The sequence below is a fragment of the Clostridium sp. LIBA-8553 genome, assembly GCF_057782465.1.
Genome location: NZ_CM173489.1, coordinates 1,963,989 through 1,986,650, shown reverse-complemented (window position 1 = coordinate 1,986,650; position 22,662 = coordinate 1,963,989). Strand labels below are relative to the sequence as shown.

At 28.2% G+C, this 22,662-nt stretch carries 23 protein-coding genes and 1 other annotated feature; of the genes, 18 read left to right on the top strand and 5 right to left on the bottom strand.

The features are described 5' to 3' along the window. Nucleotides 1-10 precede the first annotated feature (10 nt). On the top strand, nucleotides 11-1,360 hold the full coding sequence (locus tag AC2JAQ_RS08775; protein WP_488456100.1) for a SpoVR family protein: 1,350 nt from the start codon (nucleotides 11-13) through the stop codon (nucleotides 1,358-1,360). A gap of 73 nt (nucleotides 1,361-1,433) precedes the next feature. Beyond that, the gene (locus AC2JAQ_RS08770) at nucleotides 1,434-1,787 is read left to right on the top strand and encodes a hypothetical protein (protein ID WP_488456099.1); all 354 of its coding nucleotides are present in this window, start codon (nucleotides 1,434-1,436) and stop codon (nucleotides 1,785-1,787) included. 42 nt (nucleotides 1,788-1,829) lie between these two features. On the opposite strand, the gene pssA is transcribed toward AC2JAQ_RS08770, so the two are convergent. Continuing rightward, the gene (gene pssA, locus AC2JAQ_RS08765) at nucleotides 1,830-2,351 is read right to left on the bottom strand and encodes a CDP-diacylglycerol--serine O-phosphatidyltransferase (RefSeq protein WP_488456098.1); all 522 of its coding nucleotides are present in this window, start codon (nucleotides 2,349-2,351) and stop codon (nucleotides 1,830-1,832) included. Between the two features lie 316 nt (nucleotides 2,352-2,667). Here pssA and AC2JAQ_RS08760 point away from each other — a divergent pair, with 316 nt between their 5' ends. The 3 genes from AC2JAQ_RS08760 to AC2JAQ_RS08750 all read left to right on the top strand — a co-directional run bounded on the left by AC2JAQ_RS08760 (nucleotide 2,668) and on the right by AC2JAQ_RS08750 (nucleotide 4,807). Continuing rightward, nucleotides 2,668-3,549, top strand: a complete 882-nt coding sequence (locus AC2JAQ_RS08760) for a YegS/Rv2252/BmrU family lipid kinase (RefSeq protein WP_488456097.1) — start codon at nucleotides 2,668-2,670, stop codon at nucleotides 3,547-3,549. A 73-nt stretch (nucleotides 3,550-3,622) separates the two neighbouring features. Further along, on the top strand, nucleotides 3,623-4,291 hold the full coding sequence (locus tag AC2JAQ_RS08755) for a hypothetical protein (protein WP_488456096.1): 669 nt from the start codon (nucleotides 3,623-3,625) through the stop codon (nucleotides 4,289-4,291). A gap of 72 nt (nucleotides 4,292-4,363) precedes the next feature. After that, nucleotides 4,364-4,807, top strand: a complete 444-nt coding sequence (locus AC2JAQ_RS08750; RefSeq protein WP_488456095.1) for a hypothetical protein — start codon at nucleotides 4,364-4,366, stop codon at nucleotides 4,805-4,807. A gap of 96 nt (nucleotides 4,808-4,903) precedes the next feature. On the opposite strand, the gene AC2JAQ_RS08745 is transcribed toward AC2JAQ_RS08750, so the two are convergent. Genes AC2JAQ_RS08745 through AC2JAQ_RS08735 form a run of 3 tightly spaced genes read right to left on the bottom strand, consistent with a single transcriptional unit; the run spans nucleotide 4,904 to nucleotide 7,068 of the window. Continuing rightward, nucleotides 4,904-5,611, bottom strand: a complete 708-nt coding sequence (locus AC2JAQ_RS08745; protein WP_488456094.1) for an amino acid ABC transporter ATP-binding protein — start codon at nucleotides 5,609-5,611, stop codon at nucleotides 4,904-4,906. A 12-nt stretch (nucleotides 5,612-5,623) separates the two neighbouring features. Next, the gene (locus tag AC2JAQ_RS08740; RefSeq protein ID WP_488456093.1) at nucleotides 5,624-6,265 is read right to left on the bottom strand and encodes an amino acid ABC transporter permease; all 642 of its coding nucleotides are present in this window, start codon (nucleotides 6,263-6,265) and stop codon (nucleotides 5,624-5,626) included. Between the two features lie 14 nt (nucleotides 6,266-6,279). Next, entirely contained in the window at nucleotides 6,280-7,068 is a 789-nt protein-coding gene (locus AC2JAQ_RS08735) for an amino acid ABC transporter substrate-binding protein (protein WP_488456092.1), read from the bottom strand. 334 nt (nucleotides 7,069-7,402) lie between these two features. On the opposite strand from AC2JAQ_RS08735, the gene AC2JAQ_RS08730 reads away from it, so the two are divergent. The 6 genes from AC2JAQ_RS08730 to nth all read left to right on the top strand — a co-directional run bounded on the left by AC2JAQ_RS08730 (nucleotide 7,403) and on the right by nth (nucleotide 12,988). Beyond that, entirely contained in the window at nucleotides 7,403-8,674 is a 1,272-nt protein-coding gene (locus AC2JAQ_RS08730) for a magnesium transporter (protein ID WP_488456091.1), read from the top strand. 58 nt (nucleotides 8,675-8,732) lie between these two features. Next, nucleotides 8,733-8,970: a binding site (T-box leader), on the top strand. A 44-nt stretch (nucleotides 8,971-9,014) separates the two neighbouring features. Next, entirely contained in the window at nucleotides 9,015-9,926 is a 912-nt protein-coding gene (gene cysK / locus AC2JAQ_RS08725; protein ID WP_488456090.1) for a cysteine synthase A, read from the top strand. A gap of 18 nt (nucleotides 9,927-9,944) precedes the next feature. Continuing rightward, nucleotides 9,945-10,454, top strand: a complete 510-nt coding sequence (gene epsC, locus AC2JAQ_RS08720) for a serine O-acetyltransferase EpsC (RefSeq protein ID WP_488456089.1) — start codon at nucleotides 9,945-9,947, stop codon at nucleotides 10,452-10,454. Between the two features lie 158 nt (nucleotides 10,455-10,612). After that, nucleotides 10,613-11,605, top strand: coding sequence for a tRNA epoxyqueuosine(34) reductase QueG (gene queG, locus AC2JAQ_RS08715; RefSeq protein ID WP_488456088.1), 993 nt, complete (start codon nucleotides 10,613-10,615; stop codon nucleotides 11,603-11,605). Between the two features lie 37 nt (nucleotides 11,606-11,642). After that, nucleotides 11,643-12,347, top strand: coding sequence for a lysophospholipid acyltransferase family protein (locus AC2JAQ_RS08710; protein WP_488456087.1), 705 nt, complete (start codon nucleotides 11,643-11,645; stop codon nucleotides 12,345-12,347). An 11-nt stretch (nucleotides 12,348-12,358) separates the two neighbouring features. After that, nucleotides 12,359-12,988 carry an endonuclease III gene (gene nth, locus AC2JAQ_RS08705; protein ID WP_488456086.1) on the top strand — a complete coding sequence of 210 codons (630 nt, stop codon included), beginning with the start codon at nucleotides 12,359-12,361 and terminating at the stop codon, nucleotides 12,986-12,988. A 28-nt stretch (nucleotides 12,989-13,016) separates the two neighbouring features. Here nth and AC2JAQ_RS08700 read toward each other — a convergent pair whose 3' ends face one another. Continuing rightward, complete coding sequence (locus tag AC2JAQ_RS08700; RefSeq protein ID WP_488456085.1) at nucleotides 13,017-13,880, bottom strand: DMT family transporter; 864 nt, start codon at nucleotides 13,878-13,880, stop codon at nucleotides 13,017-13,019. Nucleotides 13,881-14,080: 200 nt separating this feature from the next. On the opposite strand from AC2JAQ_RS08700, the gene AC2JAQ_RS08695 reads away from it, so the two are divergent. From AC2JAQ_RS08695 to AC2JAQ_RS08665, 7 genes are all read left to right on the top strand, one after another. Beyond that, the gene (locus AC2JAQ_RS08695) at nucleotides 14,081-16,444 is read left to right on the top strand and encodes a sensor histidine kinase (RefSeq protein ID WP_488456084.1); all 2,364 of its coding nucleotides are present in this window, start codon (nucleotides 14,081-14,083) and stop codon (nucleotides 16,442-16,444) included. A gap of 121 nt (nucleotides 16,445-16,565) precedes the next feature. Next, the gene (locus AC2JAQ_RS08690; protein WP_488456083.1) at nucleotides 16,566-17,471 is read left to right on the top strand and encodes a D-alanine--D-alanine ligase; all 906 of its coding nucleotides are present in this window, start codon (nucleotides 16,566-16,568) and stop codon (nucleotides 17,469-17,471) included. Nucleotides 17,472-17,542: 71 nt separating this feature from the next. Further along, nucleotides 17,543-18,508 (top strand): glycoside hydrolase family 25 protein, encoded by a 966-nt coding sequence (locus tag AC2JAQ_RS08685; protein WP_488456082.1) that lies wholly within the window; start codon nucleotides 17,543-17,545, stop codon nucleotides 18,506-18,508. Nucleotides 18,509-18,677: 169 nt separating this feature from the next. Next, on the top strand, nucleotides 18,678-20,174 hold the full coding sequence (locus tag AC2JAQ_RS08680) for a VanW family protein (protein ID WP_488456081.1): 1,497 nt from the start codon (nucleotides 18,678-18,680) through the stop codon (nucleotides 20,172-20,174). 148 nt (nucleotides 20,175-20,322) lie between these two features. Further along, on the top strand, nucleotides 20,323-21,156 hold the full coding sequence (locus AC2JAQ_RS08675) for a Cof-type HAD-IIB family hydrolase (protein WP_488456080.1): 834 nt from the start codon (nucleotides 20,323-20,325) through the stop codon (nucleotides 21,154-21,156). A gap of 88 nt (nucleotides 21,157-21,244) precedes the next feature. Next, on the top strand, nucleotides 21,245-21,706 hold the full coding sequence (locus AC2JAQ_RS08670; protein WP_488456079.1) for a tRNA (cytidine(34)-2'-O)-methyltransferase: 462 nt from the start codon (nucleotides 21,245-21,247) through the stop codon (nucleotides 21,704-21,706). Nucleotides 21,707-21,720: 14 nt separating this feature from the next. Next, nucleotides 21,721-22,560 (top strand): DegV family protein, encoded by an 840-nt coding sequence (locus tag AC2JAQ_RS08665; protein ID WP_488456078.1) that lies wholly within the window; start codon nucleotides 21,721-21,723, stop codon nucleotides 22,558-22,560. Nucleotides 22,561-22,662 lie beyond the last annotated feature (102 nt).

Sequence of the window (22,662 nt, the reverse complement as noted above, 5' to 3'; positions counted from 1 at the left end):
GGCTTTAAATATGGATTATAATTTAAAAGATTTAGAAGGGTGGAACAATAAAATAGAAGAAATAGCTCGAAGTGAAGGGCTTGATTATTATCCACAGGAATATGAAATTATAGGATATAATGAGATGTTAAGCTATGAAGCATATGTAGGAATGCCTTCTAAATACCCACATTGGAGTTATGGTAAGGCTTATGAAAAAAATAAAACATTATATTCATTAAATATGACAGGATTACCATATGAGATGGTTATAAATTCTAATCCTTGCCTAGCTTATTTAATGAAGGATAATACATTGTTGCTTCAAATATTAACTATGGCACATGTTTATGGTCATAATGATTTCTTTAAAAATAATAGATTATTTGCAGAAGGAACAGATGCAGATAATACTTTAGAAATGTTTAAGTTAGATGCAGACACTATAAGAGGATATATAAATGATCCTAGTATAGGATATAGTCAAGTTGAGAGAATATTAGATGCTGCTCATTCAATAAGATATCAAATTCCAAGAGTTATAGGTGAGAAGAGAGAGTCTCAAGATGAGCAGAGACAAAGAGTATTAAGTATATTTAATAAGAAAAAAGAAAATAGGGGTATTTTAGACTCTATGGAGGAAATACTTCCTCCAGATATAAGTAAAATTCCGCTAAATCCAGATGATGATATTCTTCAATTTATAATAGATTATAGTAATTTAGAGGATTGGGAAAAAAATATTTTAAAAATAGTTAGAAGAGAAAGTTTATATTTCCTACCTCAAATAGAGACTAAGATAATGAATGAAGGATGGGCAAGCTATTGGCATTATAATATTTTGAAAAAATTAAATTTACCACAAGGACTTCATTTAGAGTTCTTAAAAAGGCACAATGATGTTGTAGCTCCTATTGCATATGGATTAAATCCATATTATATAGGATTTAGAATTTTTCAAGATATAGAAAAAAGGTATGGTAAAGAAAAGATTTTTGAGGTAAGAGCTTTAGAAAGAGATAATTCTTTCATAAGAAAATATTTAACTAGGGAACTGTGTGAGGAGCTTAATTTATTCCAGTATGTTAAAAAAGGTTTCGATTATGTTGTAGATGAAGTTTCAGACGAATCGGGATGGAAAAATATTAGGAATTTAATTGCAGATGAGTGTGGAGTGAGTTCTATTCCACATATTAGGGTTAAAGAGTTAAATAAAAAGGATATGACCTTAAATTTAGAACATGTCTTTGATGGTAGAGAATTAGAGGCTACTTATGCAAAAAAAACATTAAAGTATATAAATGTTTTATGGGGAAGAAAGGTAACTTTAAGCAGTAAAGGGAAAGATAGCTCAGATATTTTATTTATGTGTGATGAATAGAAAAAGACTTTCATAAAGGATATTTTAAACTTTTAAATGAGTGCTAAAATTTTAATAAGGAGTTATTTAGAGAATGAGTCAAACTGAAGTTTTTAAGAGGCATTTTAATGAGATTAATAATTTAAGTTCACTTCTAAGTAGCTATGCTAATACTTATAGACTTTTAGTGGGAGCAGCTGGAGAGTTAAATAATATAGCCAAAGTTAGGAAAAGGGATTTAGATGAGGCTTTAGACAGAGTTGATGAAATGGGAAAAATAATAGACTCTGTTTTAGAGATAATTAAAGAAAATGAAGAGGCATATATTAAGTATATAAAGCTTAAATCTCAAGTTATAACAGCTAAAGTATCAAAGGATATAATTCTAACTGAAGTTGAACATGACTTGTTTTTTGATAATTCTATTAGAGAAGAGGAAGAAAAATAATAAAAAAGCCTATTAAAGAAAATTCTTTAATAGGCTTTTTTTTTAAAATTTTTTTAATTGTAAATTACTAACCATTAAGTAAGAGAATACAACTAATATTACTATTGGGAATATAATATTTATAGGATTATTTACAGTTAATAAAATAAATAAAGCTACAACTGCTCCAGCAATAGTTATAGGTACTCCTCTAAATATACCGTCAAATTCAGTTGCATTGTATCTAGCTAATCTAAAAGCTCCACAAATAGGGAAGCAAAGTAATAATGCATAACCTATAATTCCTTTAGGACCTAAAGATTCAAAATTATAAAATACAAAAGTTAGTACTGATGGTGCAACACCAAATGATACTAAATCAGCTAAAGAATCTAGTTCTTTTCCAAGATCACTAGAAACATTTAAGTAACGTGCAACTCTTCCATCGTATCTATCAACTAATCCAGCCATAATTATAAATATTGAGGCTAACAGATAGTCTGATTTAAATGTTGCTAATAATGATAATATACCAAAAGATAGGTTTATAAAAGTAAATATATTTGGTATACTACTTTTTCTCATATAATCACTCCTAATAAAAAGATTAACAATAATAAAATTATATTAATGTGTATCCATAAGTTTTAGATTAAATATCAATATATAATGAATTAATTTAAAATTAATTGTGAATATAAAGTTAAAACATAGATATTATTGCATAAATATTGATTAAAGTCAAAAACATTTACCGACACTATATTATCGACAATGGGATTAACAAATGATATAATTTTATAATATTGTAAGTTTGTTAATATATTAAAAATGATACCATTAATTAAAGGAAATATCAATTTAATTTATAATAAAGAATTAAAATTGGAGGCGTAAAACATTGAAGAAAGTAAGATTCATATATAATCCATATTCAGGAGAAAATGCTATTTTAAAAGAACTTGATAAGATAATAACTATGCACCAAGAAAAAGGATATACTATAGTTCCTTATAGAATTCAAAGAGGAGTGGATGTAATAAATGCTTTAGATGTAGTAGATTCTACTTATGAATACATACTTATTGCAGGTGGCGATGGAACTATTGATACTGTTGTTAATGCTATGAAGAAAAGAGGCATCGATATTCCAATAGGAATCATTCCAGTAGGAACAGCAAATGACTTTGCAAAACACTTAGGAATGCCTCAAGATGCTGGTGCATGTGTTGAGCAAATATTAGATTCTCATGCTGTTGGTGTTGATTTAGGTAAAGTAAATGATAATTATTTTGTAAATGTATTATCTACAGGATTATTTACTGATGTATCTCAAAAGACAGATACAAACTTAAAAAATACAATAGGTAAGTTAGCATACTATTTAAAAGGATTAGAAGAATTACCTAACTTTAGAAAACTAGATGTTAAAATAACTGCTAATGGAACAGTATTTAATGAGCCTATATATTTAATGCTTGTTTTTAATGGTCAAACAGCTGGAAACTTTAAATTAGCAACTAAGGCAAAAGTTCAAGATGGATTCTTAGATGTAGTTATATTTAAGGCTTGTCATATTCCGGAATTAATACCTATGTTCATAAAGGTATTAAAAGGAGAGCATTTAGAAGACTCTAGAATAGAGTATATAAAAACAGATGAATTACTTATAGAATCTAATGAGGAAATAGTTACTGATATAGATGGAGAAAGAGGGCCAGATTTCCCATTAAGAGTTCAATGTGTTAAAGATGGAATACAAGTTTTAGGAATAAATAAGTAATATAAATAATACTTTATAGTAATGATGATTTAATATGTAAACAAAATAGGTGAGAAATGATTGAGGAGGAGTTATGAATCAAACATTTATTTATTACACAGTTTTGTTTCTTATAATTTTTATTACTATAGGTAATTTAGTAGGAAATTATAGATATTCACCTAAAAAAATAAAAAATATTATAGGTATAGTTTTTTTACTACAAATAATAAGAATAAGCTCTTTAATAGCCTTATCATTAGTAAACAATCAGAGATATATAAGTCTATTTAAGTACGCTGGTTTTTTGGACATAGTATATATTCCTTTAATAGTAATACTAGCTTTCTATATATTTTTAAGGAGTGATAAAATAAAATTTGAATTTTTTAAATTTGCTCCATTTATCTTAATAGGATTTTATTTCATTATGATAGCTATTTTTAATCCTTTTTTTACTGTTTCATGGGAATATGGTTATTTAATTACAACAGAAAAATATTTTTTGTTTAAGGCTATATATATATCTATATTAACCATAATATTAAGTGCTTTATTACTTTTCAAGAAGGAGAAGCATTCTGATAAAAAAGGTGTTACATTTTTAATAATTACTGTATCTCTTATACTAATAGAAAACTCTCTAGGTCTATTAGGTACTAATTTTTTGAATGGTACAGTAATTAGTGAAGTTTTTTTATGCCTTTTATGCTTTTATATAGTTTTAACTTTTAAGAGAAATAGAATTTCTATAAATGGATAGTTTTTAACTATCCATTTATTTTTTTGCTTTTAAAGGGGATACTAAGTTAAAACTAAATTTTGAGGTGAAAATATGAAAAAACTAATAATTGCATTTTTGGTTGGAGTAACATTTTTTACTATGGGATGTAAGAGTGCAAAGGAAACAGTGCCAAAGGAGTCAAACACTCAACAGGTTAATCCATCACAGAGTGTTTCACCAAATCCAACTGAAGTGCCAGAAGAAAAAAATTCTAAAGAGGAATATGGGAAAAATAAAATCAAAAGTTTATATGATGAGTTAGTGAATAAAGTGGATGGAATTAAAGAATTTAATGAGAAGGATTGGAATGATTTTAAAGGCAATTATATGAATGAACTTGCAAAAGCAGAGGAAGAATTAAAAGGAACTGAAAGCTTAAAAAATATAGAGTTATTGAAAAGTTTAACTTATGAATATGATAAGTTCTTAAATGGAAATGGTAATGAAGAAGAAATAAAAAAATTAAAGGGGCAAATTCAATCTAATATAAAATAATCATCAAGTTTGAAATAAAATAATAATAGGCTAAATAGAAAATTCTGTTTAGCCTAATTTATTAAAAGTATAGTTTGTAATTTTTATAATTTAGTTTTATATAGCAGATGTTTCACGCCAAAATTCTTCAGAGGTAAGATCTTTTAAGATTTCTCCAGAGTCTAGTTTTATAACTCTTGAAGAAGCTTCTTTTGCAAATTCCATATCATGAGTTATTATTAACACCCCGATATTTTCTTCAGCTAAGGATTTTATAATATTTGCAATATCCTTTGTTAATGTAGGGTCTAAGGCTGAAGTGGGTTCATCAAAACATATATAATTGGGATTTAACATTAAAGCTCTTCCAATGGCAACTCTTTGTTTTTGACCTCCTGAAAGCTCACAAGGATAGGCATTAGCTTTGTCTTCTAAAGAAAGCTTAGAAAGTATTTTTAATGCTTCATCAGTAGCTTCTTTTAGAGATAGATTTAAAGTATGCATTGGAGCTAATATTAAATTTTGTAAAATACTCATATGAGGAAAAAGGTTAAATGTCTGAAATACTAGACCGATTTTTTTGTGAATTTCCTTCAAGATGCTTGAATCAGCATATATTCCATTTTCACAAATTTTTATATTATCTAGGTTTATGCTTCCAGAATCACAAGTTTCAAGACCATTTAATATTCTAAGTATTGTGGTTTTACCAGCACCAGAAGGGCCAAGTAGGGTCAAGATTTCTCCTTCTTTAAAGGTGAAAGAAATATTTTTTAATATTTTATTTCCTTTAAAAGATTTTTCTAAATTTTTAATTTCTATCATTTTAAAGCCCTCCTAATTATAATATGAATATTTTTCTTCAAATCTATCAAATAATTTAGTTAAAATTGCTACTAATATTAAGTATATAATTCCTGTTAAGAATAATGGAATAAGAGAAGCATCTCTATTACTTGCTATTTTTCCAGCTCTTAAAAGTTCTCCTATACCAACTACATAAACTAATGATGTATCTTTAACTAGTGTAATAACTTCGTTTGCTATAGATGGTAGAGTTTTTTTTAATGCTTGAGGAAGAATTATTTTCTTAAATGCAAACCACCTTGAAAGTCCGAGGATTTTACAGGCTTCAAATTGTCCTTTATCAACATCTTTTATACCTGACCTAAATATTTCTCCAAAATAAGCAGCATAGTTTAATGTAAAGGCTATTATAGCAGCAGGAAATCTATCAATGCTAATTCCTATGATAGGTAATCCGAAGAATATAAAGATTAACTGTAATAGTAAAGGGGTTCCACGCATTACCCAAACATAAAAAGATGATAGAGAACTTATTAATTTAATTTTTGATAATCTAAGTATTGCAACAAATATTCCTAAAGGAATAGAAAGTATTAATGTTAATATAAAAACGCCTAATGTATTTTTTAAGCCATCAACTATCGAAGGCATTAAAGTAATAATATAATCCAAAGCTTGTACCTCCTTTAATTTTCTAAGTCTTTTCCAAACCATTTTTTAGCTATATTAGCTGTAGTTCCATCTTTTTTCATTTCATCTAAGGTCTTATTTAGAGAATCTACTAAATTAGAATCTTTTCTAAGGCCTATGCTATAGCTTTCCTCTCCTAAATCTTCAGACAGTACGTAAAATTTATTTGGATTTTTTTTTGAAATATAATATTGAGCAAGAATTTCATCGCAAACAACAGCATCACTTCTGCCAGCCTCTAAATCCATAAAGCAATCATTAAAACTGTCAAATAATATAGGTTCTCCACCCTTAAAGGTTTTAGTTAATTCGGGTCTTTCAAATAATGTATCTAAAGAACTTGAACCATCTTGAGTAGTAACTGTTTTATCCTTTAAGTCATTTAAAGTTTTTATGTTAGAATCAGAAAGAGTAATGATAACTTGTCTATTTTTTAAATAGGGTTTTGTAAAGGCAACTTTTTCAGCTCTTTCCGGAGTCATAGTATATCCATTCCAAATCACATCTATATTTCCGTTAGTAAGTTCGGTTTCTTTCATTGACCAATCAATTGGTTGAAAAACAACTTTTAAATTCATTCTTTTGAAGGCTTCTTTTGCTAAATCAATATCAAAACCAACAATTTCTCCCTTTTCATTTCTAAACCCCATAGGAACAAAGGTATCATCTATTCCAACTACTATAGTGTTTTCATCCTTTTTGTTTTCCACATTTTTTGAGGAACAACCATAAAGTATGGATGAAAGAATTAATATGGCAAATAATAAAGATAATCCTTTTTTCATAATTTCCTCCTAAACTTTAATTTATTATCACTTTAACATGATGAAGTAATAAAGTCAAATAAAATATTTTTATTTAAATAAGAGTAAAACGTTGCATTTTAAAGTCTATATAATATAATAAATTAGAGAGTTATGTAATTTTTTATTTATAGGTGGTGAAACTAAATGGAAGATAGCCCTCGAGAAGATAGGTGTAATTTAAAATTAAATAAAACAAGAGAAGAGAGAAGTTATTTTCTATTTAGTGAATTTAGGACATACTTCTCCTTTTCTTGATAATGAAATTTAATTTTAAAATTCATTTGAATTTTAGAGTTAAGAGGAGGAGATATGTATGAATAAATTAACAATGTTTTTATACAGCAACATAATCAATAAGAAAATATATGACGAATTTAATGAAGTTTTAGGCGTCTTAAAGGACGTATATGTAACAACAGAAGAGGGATATCCAAGAATTATAGGATATAAAGTAAAAAGAGATGGAGTTATATTTGATTATGAATTTAAGAATATAGACTTTTATCAAAGAGATAATGGTAAGTTTAAAATACAAATAAGAGGTAGCAGAGAAATCTTGCCAAGAAATTATAGCTATTTATTATCTCAAAATTTATTAGATAGAAAAATAGTTGATATAAATGGAAAAAAGGTAGTTAAGGTTGATGACTTAAGAATAGTTAAGATAGCAGGAGAGTTTAGAGTTATAGCTGTTGAAACAGGGAAAATAGTTAAGTTTAGACGTAAAGGTATGGAAACTTTAGGGAAAATACTAGCTAAGATATTTAGAGAGAAGTTCCAAGAAAAAGTTATTATGTGGGAAGACGTTGAATCTTTAGAAATGATAAATGAGAACTTAAAATTAGCTATTCCTTATAAAAAGCTTCAAAAACTACATCCTGCAGACTTAGCAGATATACTTGAAGAACTTGATGCCACAAACAGAAAAAAGGTCTTTGATAGTTTAGATGAAGACTTAGCTGCAGATACCTTAGAAGAAATAGAACCAGAAGTGCAAAGTAGTATCATAAAGGGACTTTCTCATTCTAAAACAGCAGAACTTTTTGAAAATATTCCAAATGATGAAATCGCAGATATTATAGATGAGCTAGATGAAGAGGAAAGAGAAAAAGTTTTAATTGCTCTAGAAAATGAAGATGCTGAAGAAGTTAAAGAACTTATGGGTTATTCAGATGAATCTGTAGGTAGTATCATGAATAAGGACTTTATATCCTTTAATTTAGATCTTACAGTTAAAGAAACTATAGAGCTATTAAGAGAGTTAAATGCTGATGAAGAGGTTATGTACTATGTTTATATAACAGATGAAGAGGATAGACTAAAAGGAGTAGTAACCTTAAGAGATTTAATAATGAATGAGGAAAATACTAGACTTAAGGAGATTATGCATACATCTTCTATAAGTGTTAATATAGACAGTACTATCGATGATGCTATAGAAAAATCTACTAAATATGATTTAATATCTATTCCCGTTGTAGATTATGAAGAAAAATTAGTTGGTATGGTTCTTATTCATGATATAGTTGATGAATTGATTCCTAATAATTTAAGAAGAAAATTTAAGAAAAAGTACGCAGATTAGTTGACAAAAACAAATAAAAGCATATAATGAAATATATAATTCTTATCAGAATAGTCGGATAAATGTTGTGATAAAGTAAAGTATTATAAAGAAAGGTCACAGAGAGAAAGTGATGCTGGAAATCTTTCACCAAAGCTTTATAAGAAGTGCGCTTTTGAACAGAAATTTCGAAGAAGTTAAATAGTAGAAATTTTCGAGTATCACCCGTTAACGTGATAGAGTATTTATGTACTTGATTAAGTGAGGTCTTTACCTAATTAGAGTGGAACCACGGAGCAAAATTCTTCGTCTCTAAATAGTGTAGGGACCTTTTATTATATATTTTTAGGAGGAAATTTATATGGTTTTTGAAAATCTTTTAAGTTTGATAGGAAATACACCAATATTAGAAGCTAACAACTTATTTAAGGGAGAAAATTTACCAAAGATATTTGTTAAATTAGAAAAGTTTAATCCAGGAGGAAGCATAAAGGATAGAGCAGCTTTAGGAATGATAGAAGAAGCTGAAAAAAATGGATTATTAAAAGAAAATGGTGTCATAGTGGAACCTACTAGTGGAAATACAGGAATTGCAATAGCAATGATTGGAAAGGTTAAAGGATACAAGGTTATTATAACAATGCCTGAAACTATGAGTAAAGAAAGAAGAGATATGATAAAAGCTTATGGAGCAGAAATTATATTAACTGAAGGAAGCAAAGGTATGAAAGGAGCCATTGAGGAAGCTGAGAGGTTAGCTAAAACAAAAGGATACTTTATGCCACAACAATTTTTAAATGAAGCAAATGCGAAGAAACATTATGAAACTACAGCTGAAGAAATAATAAGAGATTTACCAGACCTAGATATTCTAGTAGCTGGAGTTGGAACTGGAGGAACTATTACAGGTATAGGAAGAAGATTAAAAGAATTTAATCCAAATATAAAGATAGTTGCTGTAGAACCAAGTGACTCAGCAGTTTTATCAGGAGAAAAACCGGGACCTCATAAGATTCAAGGAATAGGTGCTGGTTTTATACCAAAGATATATGATAACTCAGTAGTTGATGAAATAATAAAGGTTAGTAACGAGGATGCATATTCTATGGCAAAAAGTTTTGCTGATAAAGAAGGAGTTCTTATAGGAATATCTTCAGGTGCAGCTCTTCAAGGAGCAAAAGAAGTTTTAGAGAAACTAGATAAGGATAAAAAAGTATTAGTTATAGCACCTGATGGAGGAGAAAAATATTTTTCAACAGGGCTATATGATTAATCAGTAGGAGTGAAAATTTTGTTTAAAAAACTAAGATATGATATAGAAAGTGTTATGAAAAATGATCCTGCAGCTAGATCAAAGATAGAAGTTCTATTACTTTATCAAAGTATTCATGTTTTGATTTTTTATAGAATTGCTAACAGGTTATATAGATTTAAATTATTTTTTCTAGCAAGGTTAATTTCTCAATTAGGAAGATTTTTTACGGGTATAGAAATTCATCCAGGAGCTAAAATAGGTAAAGGTCTTTTTATAGACCATGGAATGGGTGTTGTAATAGGGGAAACTGCAGAGATAGGAGATAATGTAACAATATATCATGGTGTTACTCTTGGAGGAACTGGAAAAGAAAAAGGGAAAAGACATCCGACGGTTGGAAACAATGTTATAATTGGATGCGGAGCTAAAGTTTTAGGGCCAATAAATATAGGAGATGAAGCTAAAATAGGGGCTAACGCTGTAGTATTAAAGGATGTTCCGCAAGGGAAAACTGTTGTTGGAATTCCAGGAGTTATTAAAAATTAGATTATAAATAAGTTCATTGTTAATATTTGATTTATAATAAGACTATATGTAAAATTATTTTTAGTAATAAAAAAACAGAAGGTTGAATTTTTGTTTAGGTATTATTAAAAAGAGATTTTAGTATAGTCTTTTGTTTATATAATTTGAGGTGATAATTTTTGAAGGAGAAAATTTTAGAGTATTGCAAAGCTTTAGGTTTAGAAAATGTTGGATTTGTAAAGTGTAGAAGATTTTCAGAACTTGAAGAGGTATACTATATAAGAAAAGAAAAAAGGTTTGAAAATGAGTTTGAAGAAAAAGACATTGAAAAGAGAGTTAATCCTAAAGCTTATATGGAAGATGGAAGAACCATAATAACAATTGCTTTTCCTTATTTATATAATGAAGAATATGTTGATAATGGTTTTTCGGTTTACACAAGAGGAAAAGATTATCATTATGTTGTAGGTTCTTACTTAAAGAAAATAGGTGAATATATAGAAAGTTTAGGTGGAAAGGCAGTGGCTTTAGTTGATAGTAATTCTTTGCCTGAAAGATATATTGCTTATTTAGGTGGCATAGGTTTTATTGGTAAAAATAATATGTTAATTACTAAAAAGTATGGTTCTTATGTATTTTTAGGAGAAATAATAACCAATCTAGATATTGACTGTGATGAAGAGAAAACTTTAGAGGAACTTAGAGCTTTTAAAGAGTGTGGAACTTGTGAAATATGCTATAAGAATTGTCCAACAAAAGTTTTAAATAGGAGCGGAATAAAAAACACTAATTCATGTATGTCATATATAACTCAAAAAAAGGATATAGAAGATAAATATTTTAAGCTTATGAAGGGAAGAATATTTGGGTGTGATAGTTGCCAAAAAGAATGTCCATATAATAAAGGGATTTCATACACCAATATAGAAGAGTTTAGACCTTTTGATTTTATGCAAAAGGATTCCTTTGATGATATTGATAAAATGAGCAAAAAAGAATTTAATGAAACTTTCAAAAAGACCTCTTGTGGATGGAGAGGGAAAAATACAATATTAAGAAATATAATGGTGAGAAAAGCATTGGTGGAGAAGGTTGATATATCAGAATATCAACTTAATTCGGATAATCTTAAGGATTTTAAAAATAGACTTTTAAATTTTTATGATGTATAATAATATATTGTTAAAATTTAATTCAGGAGGTAATTGAATGTTTACTCGTATAGGGGCTAATGTTTTAGTTAGACTACCAGATAGTATGTTTAAACCAATAGCGGGAAGTTTAATCGGAAGATGTTTAAATAAATATGCTGACTTAAAAGTTGAAGGACTTGAAGAAATAAAAAAAGAAAAAGGACCTTTTATATTTATAGGAAATCACTTAAGCAATGCGGACGGTTTAGTTTTAGATAAAGTTTTAAGAAAAGATTATGATCCATATTTCATAGCGGGAGTAAAATTAAATGATGAAGCTTTAACTAATATAGGAACTAGATTAGTTAAGAATATAAAAATAAAACCTAATTCAGCAGATAGAGAGTCACTTAACAAAATAGTTAAGTCTGTAAAAAATGGGGAAAATATAGTCATTTTCCCAGAGGGAACTAGAAGTAGAAATGGTGAAATGATAGAGGCTAAAAAAGGAATTCTACTTATAGCTAGATTAACAAAGGCTAAAATTGTTCCTTTTGGAATGACAGGAACAGAAAAACTTATGCCAATAAATGATGAAAATATGGGAGCTGAAAAATTTTATCATGCTGAAGTTAATATAAAATTTGGCAAACCTATAGAATTACCTAAGAAAGAAAAAGGTGAGGACAAACACGAATATGAAGAAAGATCTTTAAGACACCTTATGAAAGGTATTGCAAGTCTTTTACCAGAAAGCTATAGAGGTGTATATAAAGACTAGGGGTAAATGTTATGAAAAAGAGAACTAAAGAGGTATTAGAAATTTTAAAAGAAGAATATCCAGATGCTAAGTGCGAATTAAATTATGAAACTCCTTTTCAACTTTTAGTTGCAACTATTTTATCGGCACAAACTACGGATAAAAAAGTAAATGAGGTAACTAAAACTTTATTTAAGGACTATCCTGATGTAGATGCTTTTTTAAAAATAAGTCAAGAAGAGTTAGAAGATAGAATAAAGCAAATTGGACTTTATAGAAATAAGGCGAAAAACTTGATCATGATGGTACATCAGTTAAAAGAAAACTTCAATGGAGAAGTTCCTAAGACTATGGAAGGAATAACTTCTTTAGCAGGAGCGGGAAGAAAAACTGCTAATGTGGTTTTATCAAATGCCTTTGGAGTTCCATCTATTGCTGTAGATACTCATGTGTTTAGAGTTTCTAATAGAATTGGATTAGCACACTCAGACAATGTTTTGGAAACTGAGAAGCAACTTCAGAAAGAATTGCCTAAAAAAGAATGGTCTCTAGCTCATCATCTTTTAATTTTTCATGGAAGAAGATGTTGTATAGCTAGAAAGCCTAAATGTGATATTTGTAAAATAAATAAATATTGCGATTATTTTAAAAATAATAAATAAAAGAAGCTACACTTTTGTGTAGCTTTTTTTATTTTACTATCTCTTTTTTATTATATAAGAATATAGTAAGTGATGCTAATAATATTAAAACATAACCTATTAAAGAAATTTTATCGGGAATATCTCCAAATAAAGTGAAGCCTATTAAAGCTGAGAATATAACTTGAGTATAATCATAAATAGATATATCTCTAGCAGGAGCATATTTGTAAGCGGCAGTTAAGGCGAATTGAGCACAAGAAGCGGCAACACCTGCAAGTATTAAAAATACAAATTGTTCTAAAGTGAAAAATTTAAATTGGAACAACATAATAGGGAAAGTTGTTACTATGGAGAAAAAAGAAAAGAAGAAAACAATAGTAGCTCCTTTTTCCTTTCCACCTAAATATCTTACGAAAGTGTATGCACCACCAGCAAAGGCTGCTGAGCAAAGACCTACTATAGCAGGTATAAAGTTACTTGCTAAGTTTCCAGATGGTCTAACTATAAATAAAACCCCTGAGAAGGCAACTAAAAGAGATATTATATGAACTAGCTTTAGCTTTTCTTTTAAAAATAAATAAGAAAATATAATAACAAAAAATGGGCTTAATTTGTTAAGAATAGTAGCATCTGATAGCATTAATCTATCGATTGCATAGTAATTAGCCCAAATTCCTAAAGTTCCTAAAGCAGAACGTCCTATTAGAGCAAGTCTATTTTCTTTGTGACCAAAAATTAAGGCATTATCTTTTTTTACTAAATAAAATGCCACAAAACAACTAACTAAGTTTCTAAAGAAACTTTTTTCTATTGATGGTAAATCTCCGGATAATTTAACAAATGTACTCATAAGAGCAAAACTAAAAGCTGATATTGTTATTAAAATTATCCCTTTTGTTTTATTATTCATTTATTCCTCCTTTAAAATTTTTGAAATTTTTCTATTAACATTGTAGTTCTTATAAATAAATAGGTCAACAACAAATAAATATGGTAATATTATGAAGAAAGAGATAACTTTTTGAAAAAAATACAAATTTAACTTTTTAAAAGATTTATTTAATATATAATAAAAGTATTATTCTAATTAAGAATGGGGATAAATTAGGTATGTTAATTGGACTTTTTAATAATTTAAATATTAAAGGAAAAAACATAAAAAGAATAACTATAGTTACAATAGTTTTATTAGTTGTATTTTTTTTTAAAAGTTTAGATATTATTATGGGATTAAATGGAAATAAATTTAGTAATCTAATCATAAATTATGCTATTGAAGAAGTTATAGTTATGACACATGTACTTCTTTGTTTCATGATATTAGCAATATGCTTTATATATTATAGAGGGTTTAAGAAAAAAAACTTTTTTGGGATTTCTCTTATATATATAAGTTTAATTAGTGAAATGATAGCTATGTTAATTATGGGCAAAATAGCTAGAAATCAAGTTTATGATTTGAATTTGTTTAGCATAATGTTTAGAGGTATATTAATGCTTTTAGCTATTTTAGCTATGAAAAGGTTTGAAAAATTTATACGTAAATATAAGAAGACAACATTACTAGTTGTAATTGGAGTAACGCTTATTCTACAGTGTTTAAATATGAATTATGATTTAGGTGTTTATCAGGATACCTTCATATTAAATTTAACAGTAGGAATAATTATTTTAATATATATATTGTGTGTTGCAATTTGTTTTGTAAAATGCTTGAAATATAGAGAGATAACATATTTAGCAATAATGATAAGCGGAGCTCTTATGCTATTAAAATTAATTTATGGAGTTTCCTTATCTATTACTAATGATGATTTAATAAAGATAAATATTATCTTCTTTTCCTTCTTATCTTTTATGAGCTTTGTTTTTGGAATGTTTTTTGATTCTCTACAAGTTATTAAGAATAAAAATTTTATGCAAGATGAATTAAGTGCATTTTTCGATCTAATAGAATTTGATTGCAATAGTGAGGTAATATTACTAAGCAATAATTTAAGTATAATATATGCAAATGAAAAATGTAGAAAAAAAAGAATTTCAAATAAAGTAGGTAGTAATGAGAATTATTATGATTTAGAAAAACAGATAAAAGAATTTTTATATGATAAAAATGTAATTAGCATAGAAAGTGTTCTTAGAAATTCTAAAGAGTGGAAGGGAATAATAAAGTTAAATGAAGAGAGAGAAGTAATAAGAGTAAATCTTCAAAGAATAAGAAAGAAAAAGCATCTTTATTATGTTTTAAGGTTAAATGACATAACAGAAGAATATATGATGGAGAAAAATTTGAAGCTAGATGAGCAAAGGCTTAGAGGCGTTACTGAAAATATAAAGGATTTAATCTTTACAATTGATGTGGAAGGCAAAATAACCTATATAAATAAAGCTGTAATTGATGTCTTAGGATATGATGAAGAAGAGCTTATAGGAAAAGTTTATTATGATTTTCTTTTACTTGAATCCAATCTTAAAATGATAGATAGCAAATATTTTAATAAGGACAAGGTATTAACTATAGATAAAGTAAAATCAAAAAATGGCGTAGTTGAATTGGAATCCATATCAAGTAGAACTAAGGATAGTAAGAACAATACACTAGGATGGGTAAGAGTTGCTAGAAATATTGAAGATGTTAAGGAAATAGAGGTGTTAAAAAATAAATTTGAGGAAATAAAACAATACGATAAGGTTAAAAACGAGTTTTTTGCTAACCTATCTCATGAACTTAGAACTCCCATTAACATAATATATTCTTGTATACAGCTTTTAAATAATAATAAAAAAAATGAAGTTGGATTTTCTAATTTTTATGAAAAGTATGAAAAGACTTTAAAACAAAATTGCTTTAGAATGCTAAGGCTTGTAAACAATCTTATAGATATAACAAAAATAGATTCTGGATTTATAAAAATGGACTTTGTTAATTATGACATAATAAAACTTACAGAAGATATAACTATGTCTGTAATACCTTATGTTGAGTCTAAAAATATTGATATAGTATTTGATACTGATTGTGAAGAGTTAGAAATAAAATGTGATCCAGATAAAATTGAAAGAATAATTTTAAACCTTTTATCTAATGCCATAAAATTTACAGATTCAGGTGGAAAAATAGAGGTTAATATTATAACTGATGAAACTTGGGTTGATATAAGAATTAAGGATACAGGAATAGGAATTCCATCTCATATGAAGGAATTTATTTTTGAAAGATTTATACAAAATGATAAGTCTTTAAATAGAAATAAAGAAGGAAGTGGAATAGGCTTATCCCTAGTTAAATCTCTAGTAGAGCTTCATGAAGGAAAAGTTTTCTTAAGGGAAAGTAGTAAAAATGGAAGTGAATTTTCAATTTTATTACCTAATACAAGATTTGAAATTGATGTAGAAGAAAGTGGAAGTTTAGGTTATAAAACTGAAGTGGAAAAAATATCAATAGAGTTTGCGGATATTTATGAAATATATTAATTATATTTCATAAAATAAATGGTTTCACTAACTTTCTATTTTGAAAATATAATGCTATAATATTAAAGGCTTGTTCAACAAATAACAAGTCTTTAATTATTTCTATTTTGGAGGTAAATATATGAAAATTGGAGTAATAATGGGAGGCATTTCTTCAGAAAGAGAGATATCAATACAAAGTGGTAATGCTGTAGTAAGTGCCTTAGATAAAGATAAATATGAAGCTATTCCTATAGTATTAAATGAGAAAGAGGATTTAATAGAAAAAGTTAAAGGAATAGATTTCGCTCTTTTAGCTCTACATGGAAAATTTGGAGAAGATGGAACTGTTCAATCTGTTCTTAAGACTCTAGGAATACCATTTTCAGGATGTGGTCCTTTAAGTAGTGCAATATGCATGGATAAGGATATGACAAAGAGAATTTTAGCCTTTGGAAATGTTAGAACAGCAAAATGGTTAATGGTTTCATCAGTAGATAAAATTGATTATGATGCAATAGAAAGATTAGGATACCCAGTTTTTATAAAGCCTAACAATGGAGGATCATCAGTTGCAACAACTTTAGTTGAGTCTAAAGAAGGAGTTGAGGAGGCTGTATTAGAGGCTTTAAAATATGATACAGAAGTAATGATTGAGGAATACATAAAGGGTGATGAAATAACTTGTCCTATAATTGATGGTAAGATGTTACCAGTATTGGCTATAAAACCGAAAGGGAAGTTCTTTGATATAGCATCAAAATATGAAGATGGTGGAGCAGATGAGTTTATTGTCAAATTAAATGAAGATCTTCATAAAGAAGTTGAACGTATGGCTTTAGAAACTTACAAGCTATTAAAGTGTGATGTATATGCTAGAGTTGACATGCTTGTAAAAGATAATATTCCTTATATATTAGAAGTAAATACATTACCAGGAATGACAAAAAACAGTTTATTTCCTAAGAGCGCTGCAGGCGTAAATATGAGCTTTGAGAAACTTTTAGATACAATAATAGAAAAATCTTTAAAGGTTAATAGAGAGTAATTTATTAGTAACAACTTTCTCTGTAAATTTATATTTTATATAGTAAGTACTAATTTACAGGGAGAATATTGATGCAAGATAAAAATCCGTTAAGTACATTTGGACCAGATTTAAATGAATTTACTCAAGATGTTAATTTTGAAACTTTGGCTAAAAATTCAGATTTTATTTACTTAAGATCTTCAGGTTCTGGAACAAATCAATTAAGAATTGATAAGAAGTTTTTTGAGTTTGTAAAGGGGTGCAGAAGCTATGGTATTCCATGTGGTGCTTATCACTATGCAAAACCTTCTAGTGATTTGCAAACTGCAGTAATGCAAGCTGATCAATTTATTGATGTTCTTCAACAAGGATTTGGAAAAGGAGACTATGGTGATTTATTCCCTGTAGTTGATGTAGAGTCACCTACAGATAGATCACTAACAACTACGCAACTTGTGAATTGGATAGATAGGTTTAGAACTAGATTTGAGGAAAGAACTAGAAGAAGATTAATGTTGTATACAGGACTATTCTTCATAGAGTTATATGATAATTTTGAGGTTCCAGGAAGGGGATATCCTTTAAGTGATATGCCTCTATGGATAGCTATGTATACAAGAGTTCCTACGAATCCACCATTTCCTCCAAATATTGGTGGATGGACAAGGTGGACTATATGGCAATTTACAGATGAAGGTAAATTAGATGGGATTGGAAGTCCAGTAGATTTAAACTGGGGACCTAATAGTATAGCTAGACTAATGCCACCAACTAATGTTACCGGTTTACAAGCATATGTGAGTGGTGGAAAGATAAATATTTTTTGGAATGCTAATAAGGAAGACGATTTAAATGGATACAATGTATTTATCAATGACAACTATGCAGGAACATTACCTAGAAAAGCTACTAAGTTTGTTGTAGATAAGAGTAAATTTTATCTACCAAAAGGAAGGCCAATAAGAGTATCCATAGAAGCTTTTGATGTTACTGGAGATTTTTCAAGAGAAAGAACTGAATATATTATAGAAAGCAATGAGTCCTTTTTAGGTTAAAGGTATTTTGGTCAGTATTAAATAGAGTTAAAAATTTTTTAGCTCTATTTAATTTTTCCCAAAAGTTGTGAAAATTTTGTTATAATAAGAAATGTTATTATATTGTAATAAATTTCTGTAAAATTTAGCTTATAGTTTTTTTAGGAAGATTATAGAGAGGAGAATAATTGTGAACGAAGAAAGTAAAAAACCAAGCAAAAACTTACATAAGAGTAAGAAAAACATAATAATATCAGTTATTGTTATATTAGCAATTATAATAGGTTCTATTGGTGTATACATAGTTAGTATTCAAAAGAAAGTTGAAAAATGGAACAATAAGATATACCCAAATGTATATGTTGAAAATGTTAATTTATCAGGAATGACTAAAGAAGAGGCTGTAGATGCTTTAAATAAAGATATAAAAGAGCCAATTCAAAATAAAACTATAACAGTAAAGGCTGCTGACAAAAGCATAGAAATAAAGTATTCTGATTTATCACCAGAATATAACATAGATGAAACAGTTAATGAAGCTATGCTGTATGGAAAAGATTTAAATCTTTTTGGCAAAAATGACTTAATAAATGGAAAAGATAAAAAAGAATTTAATTTAGACTTTAAATATGATGAAGCTAAATTAACTGATTATGAAAATGAATTAACTGAAATGGTTAATCAAAAGGCTAAAAATGCTACTATAAAGGTAAACGGTGGAAGTGTAAGTGTAACAGAAGGACAAGATGGACGAGCTATAGAAAAAGATAAAATGGTTACATTAGTGAAAGATGCTATAAATGCTAAGCCAGAAGCTAATACAGTAGTTGAAGTACCTGTAGAAGTTACTAAACCTAAAATAACAAAAGAAATGCTTTCAAAGATAGATGGTGTTATAGGAAGTTTTACAACAAGTTATATAAGCTCTAATGCTGATAGAAGTGCTAATGTTGAAATTGCAACTAACACAGTAAATGGAACAGTACTTATGCCAGGTGAAACATTTAGTTATAATAACACTTTAGGAGAAAGAACTACAGCTAAGGGGTATAAAGATGGAGCTGCTTACATAGGTAATAAGGTTGAAATGGTTACAGGTGGAGGGATTTGTCAAGTTTCTACTACTTTATATAGAGCAGTATTAAGAGCAGGAATAATGCCAACTGAAAGACATAATCATAGTATGACAACAACTTATTCAGGTCCAAGTGAGGATGCTACAGTTGCTTGGGGATCTTTAGATTATCAATTTAAAAATCCTTACGATTTCCCAATATACATTCAAGGATACACAAGTAATAAGCATGTTACTTTCAATATATATGGAAATGTTCAAGCTATGGATGGAAAAACATATGAATTACAAACTGTTGTAAATGAAACATTAAAACCATCAGTTAAAACAGTAGAAGATTCTAGTTTGCCGGCAGGACAGAGAGTTGTAGAGCAAAACCCAGTTACAGGGTATAAGTCAACAGGATATTTAGTAACATATCAAAATGGAAAAGAGATAGATAAGAAACTAATAGGTCATGATGTTTATAAGCAAAAGGATGAAATAATAAAGGTTGGAACTAAGAAGGCTGAACAACCAGCAACACCACCAGCACCAGCACAAACAACACCTCAAGCTCCAGCAACACCGGAGAATCCAGGTGCTACTGAACAACCTGCTAATCATTCTTAATTAAATTAAACATGATTTGAAGAATGACTTGCTTTAATTAAGATTAATATAAAGCATATATAATCTTATTATTTGGTAAATTATTAATATGCTTAAAGGGGAGAGGTTAAGTTTTTAATCTCTCCCCTTTAATTTAGGAGGAGAATTTATGAGTTACAAAATGATATGTATAGATATGGATGGAACATTATTAAATTCAAAAAAAAGAATAAGTGAAGAAAATAAAATTGCTTTAAAAAAGGCTTATGAAAAAGGAGTTCATATAATAATATGTACTGGAAGAAATGCTAAAAATGCTATTTATTTTTCAGAATTCTTAGGAGTTAACTGTGCAGTAATTGCTAATAATGGTGCATGGGTAATTGATGAAGATAAAGAAATTTTAATTTCTAAAGATGTTTTAAGTGGAGAACAGTGTAAAGAAATTATAAAGGTTTGCAAAGAGTATAAAGGGGTTCCTAGTTTTCATTCAAGAGATAAGGTTTATTGGCCATCAAAAATAAGAAAACATCTCTGTGATTTAATTTTAAATAAAAAAATACCACATAAGCATAGAGTAGAAAATGTTTATGTTAATGACAAAAGTAAGTGGGATGAAATTTTTAGAAATGATAGTATCGGTAAATGTATAATAATTGAATTGAATGTAGATAAACTAAAGAAAATAAGAGAAGAACTTATAAAAAATAGGAGTTTTGAAATTACTCAGTCAGGAAGATATGCCTTAGAAGTAAACAATAAAGGAGTCTCTAAGGGAAAAGCTGTAAAGGCTTTAGCCGATGAATACAATATAAAGCAAGATGATATAATTTGCATAGGAGATAATGAAAATGACTTATCTATGATTAATTATGCAGGTTTAGGTGTAGCTATGGGAAATTCAATAGATTCTTTAAAAGAAAAAGCAGATTATATAACTGAAAGCAATGATAAAGATGGGGTAGCAAAAGTGATATATGAATTTGTATTAAAGAATGATTAACTTGCATTTTATTTCATTAGATAATATCATATACTTGTGACTTAACTTAAAAATTTATAAATTTTTACATTTATTTGGAGGGACAAAGGTGAATCTTAATATAGTATTATATCAACCAGAAATACCACAAAACACTGGAAATATAGCAAGAACATGTGTTTTGACAAATTCAAAGCTTCACATAATAAAACCTATGGGCTTTGTTATAGATGATAAACATTTAAAAAGAGCTGGATTAGATTATTGGAGTCAATTAGATCTTGAAATCCATGAAAGTTATGAAGACTTTATGAAAAAGTATGGAGATAAGAAAATCTACCTATCAACAACTCATGCTGATGCACATTATGATGAAGTGAAGTATGAAGAGGGTGCTTTCATAATGTTTGGAAGAGAATCAGCAGGAGTTCCAGAGGAGGTTCATAATGCTCATCATGGGATAAAAGTACCAATGATAAATACAACTACTAGAAGTTTAAATTTATCAAATACAGTAGCCATTATAGCTTATGAAGCTCTAAGACAAATTGGATTTCCAGGCATGAAATAAGGGGGATATATATTTTGGAGAAAATAAAGATTATAACAGATAGTACCTGTGACTTATCTAAGGAGATTATAGAGAAATATAACATAGATGTAATGCCTATGTTAATAAATTTTGGTGAAGAGAGCTATTTAGATGGTGTTGAAATAAAGGTAGATGCTATGATGGACAGAATAGAAAGAGAAGATGCTCTTCCAACGACTGCTCAAATAGTTCCAACTAGATTTATAGAGAAATATAAAAGCTACTTAGAAGAGGGATACAAAGTTATATCAATACACATATCATCAAATATGAGTGGGACTTATCAATCTGCGTGCTTAGCTAAATCTGAATTGGAAAGTGATGACATAGTTGTAATAGATTCAAGAAATGTAACTGTTGGACTTGGACTTATTATATTAAAAGCTGCTAAATTAATAGAAGCAGGAATAACTTTAAAGGAATTAGAAAAAGAAATACTAGAATATAGGAATCATATAAAAAGTACTATAGCATTTGAAAGTTTAGATAACTTAGTAAGAGGTGGTAGACTTTCAAAGGGAAAAGCTTTATTTGTTAATGCATTAGGAATAAAACTTATGCTTAATGTGTTAGATGGAGAAATGAATGTTCAAGGGAAAATAAGAGGAACTAAGAAGATGGTTAAAGCTATGATTGAACAATTTTCTTCAATTCCTAAAAAAGATGGAGAACCTATCATATTAGTTGAACTTGAGAATGAGGATATTTATTTACCTATAAAGGAATATTTAGAAAGTAATAATATAGAATATATAAAACTTCCTTTAGGATGTTCAGTAGCAATACATTCAGGTCCTAAGGTTTGTGCATTATTTTATGTAGAGGAATATTAAAAAGAAGCTCCTTAAAAGGAGTTTCTTTTTTTATTTTAATTTACATAAATTCTCCTAATTAAAGAAATAATAATTTTGATATGAAAAAAAGAGGAGGATTAA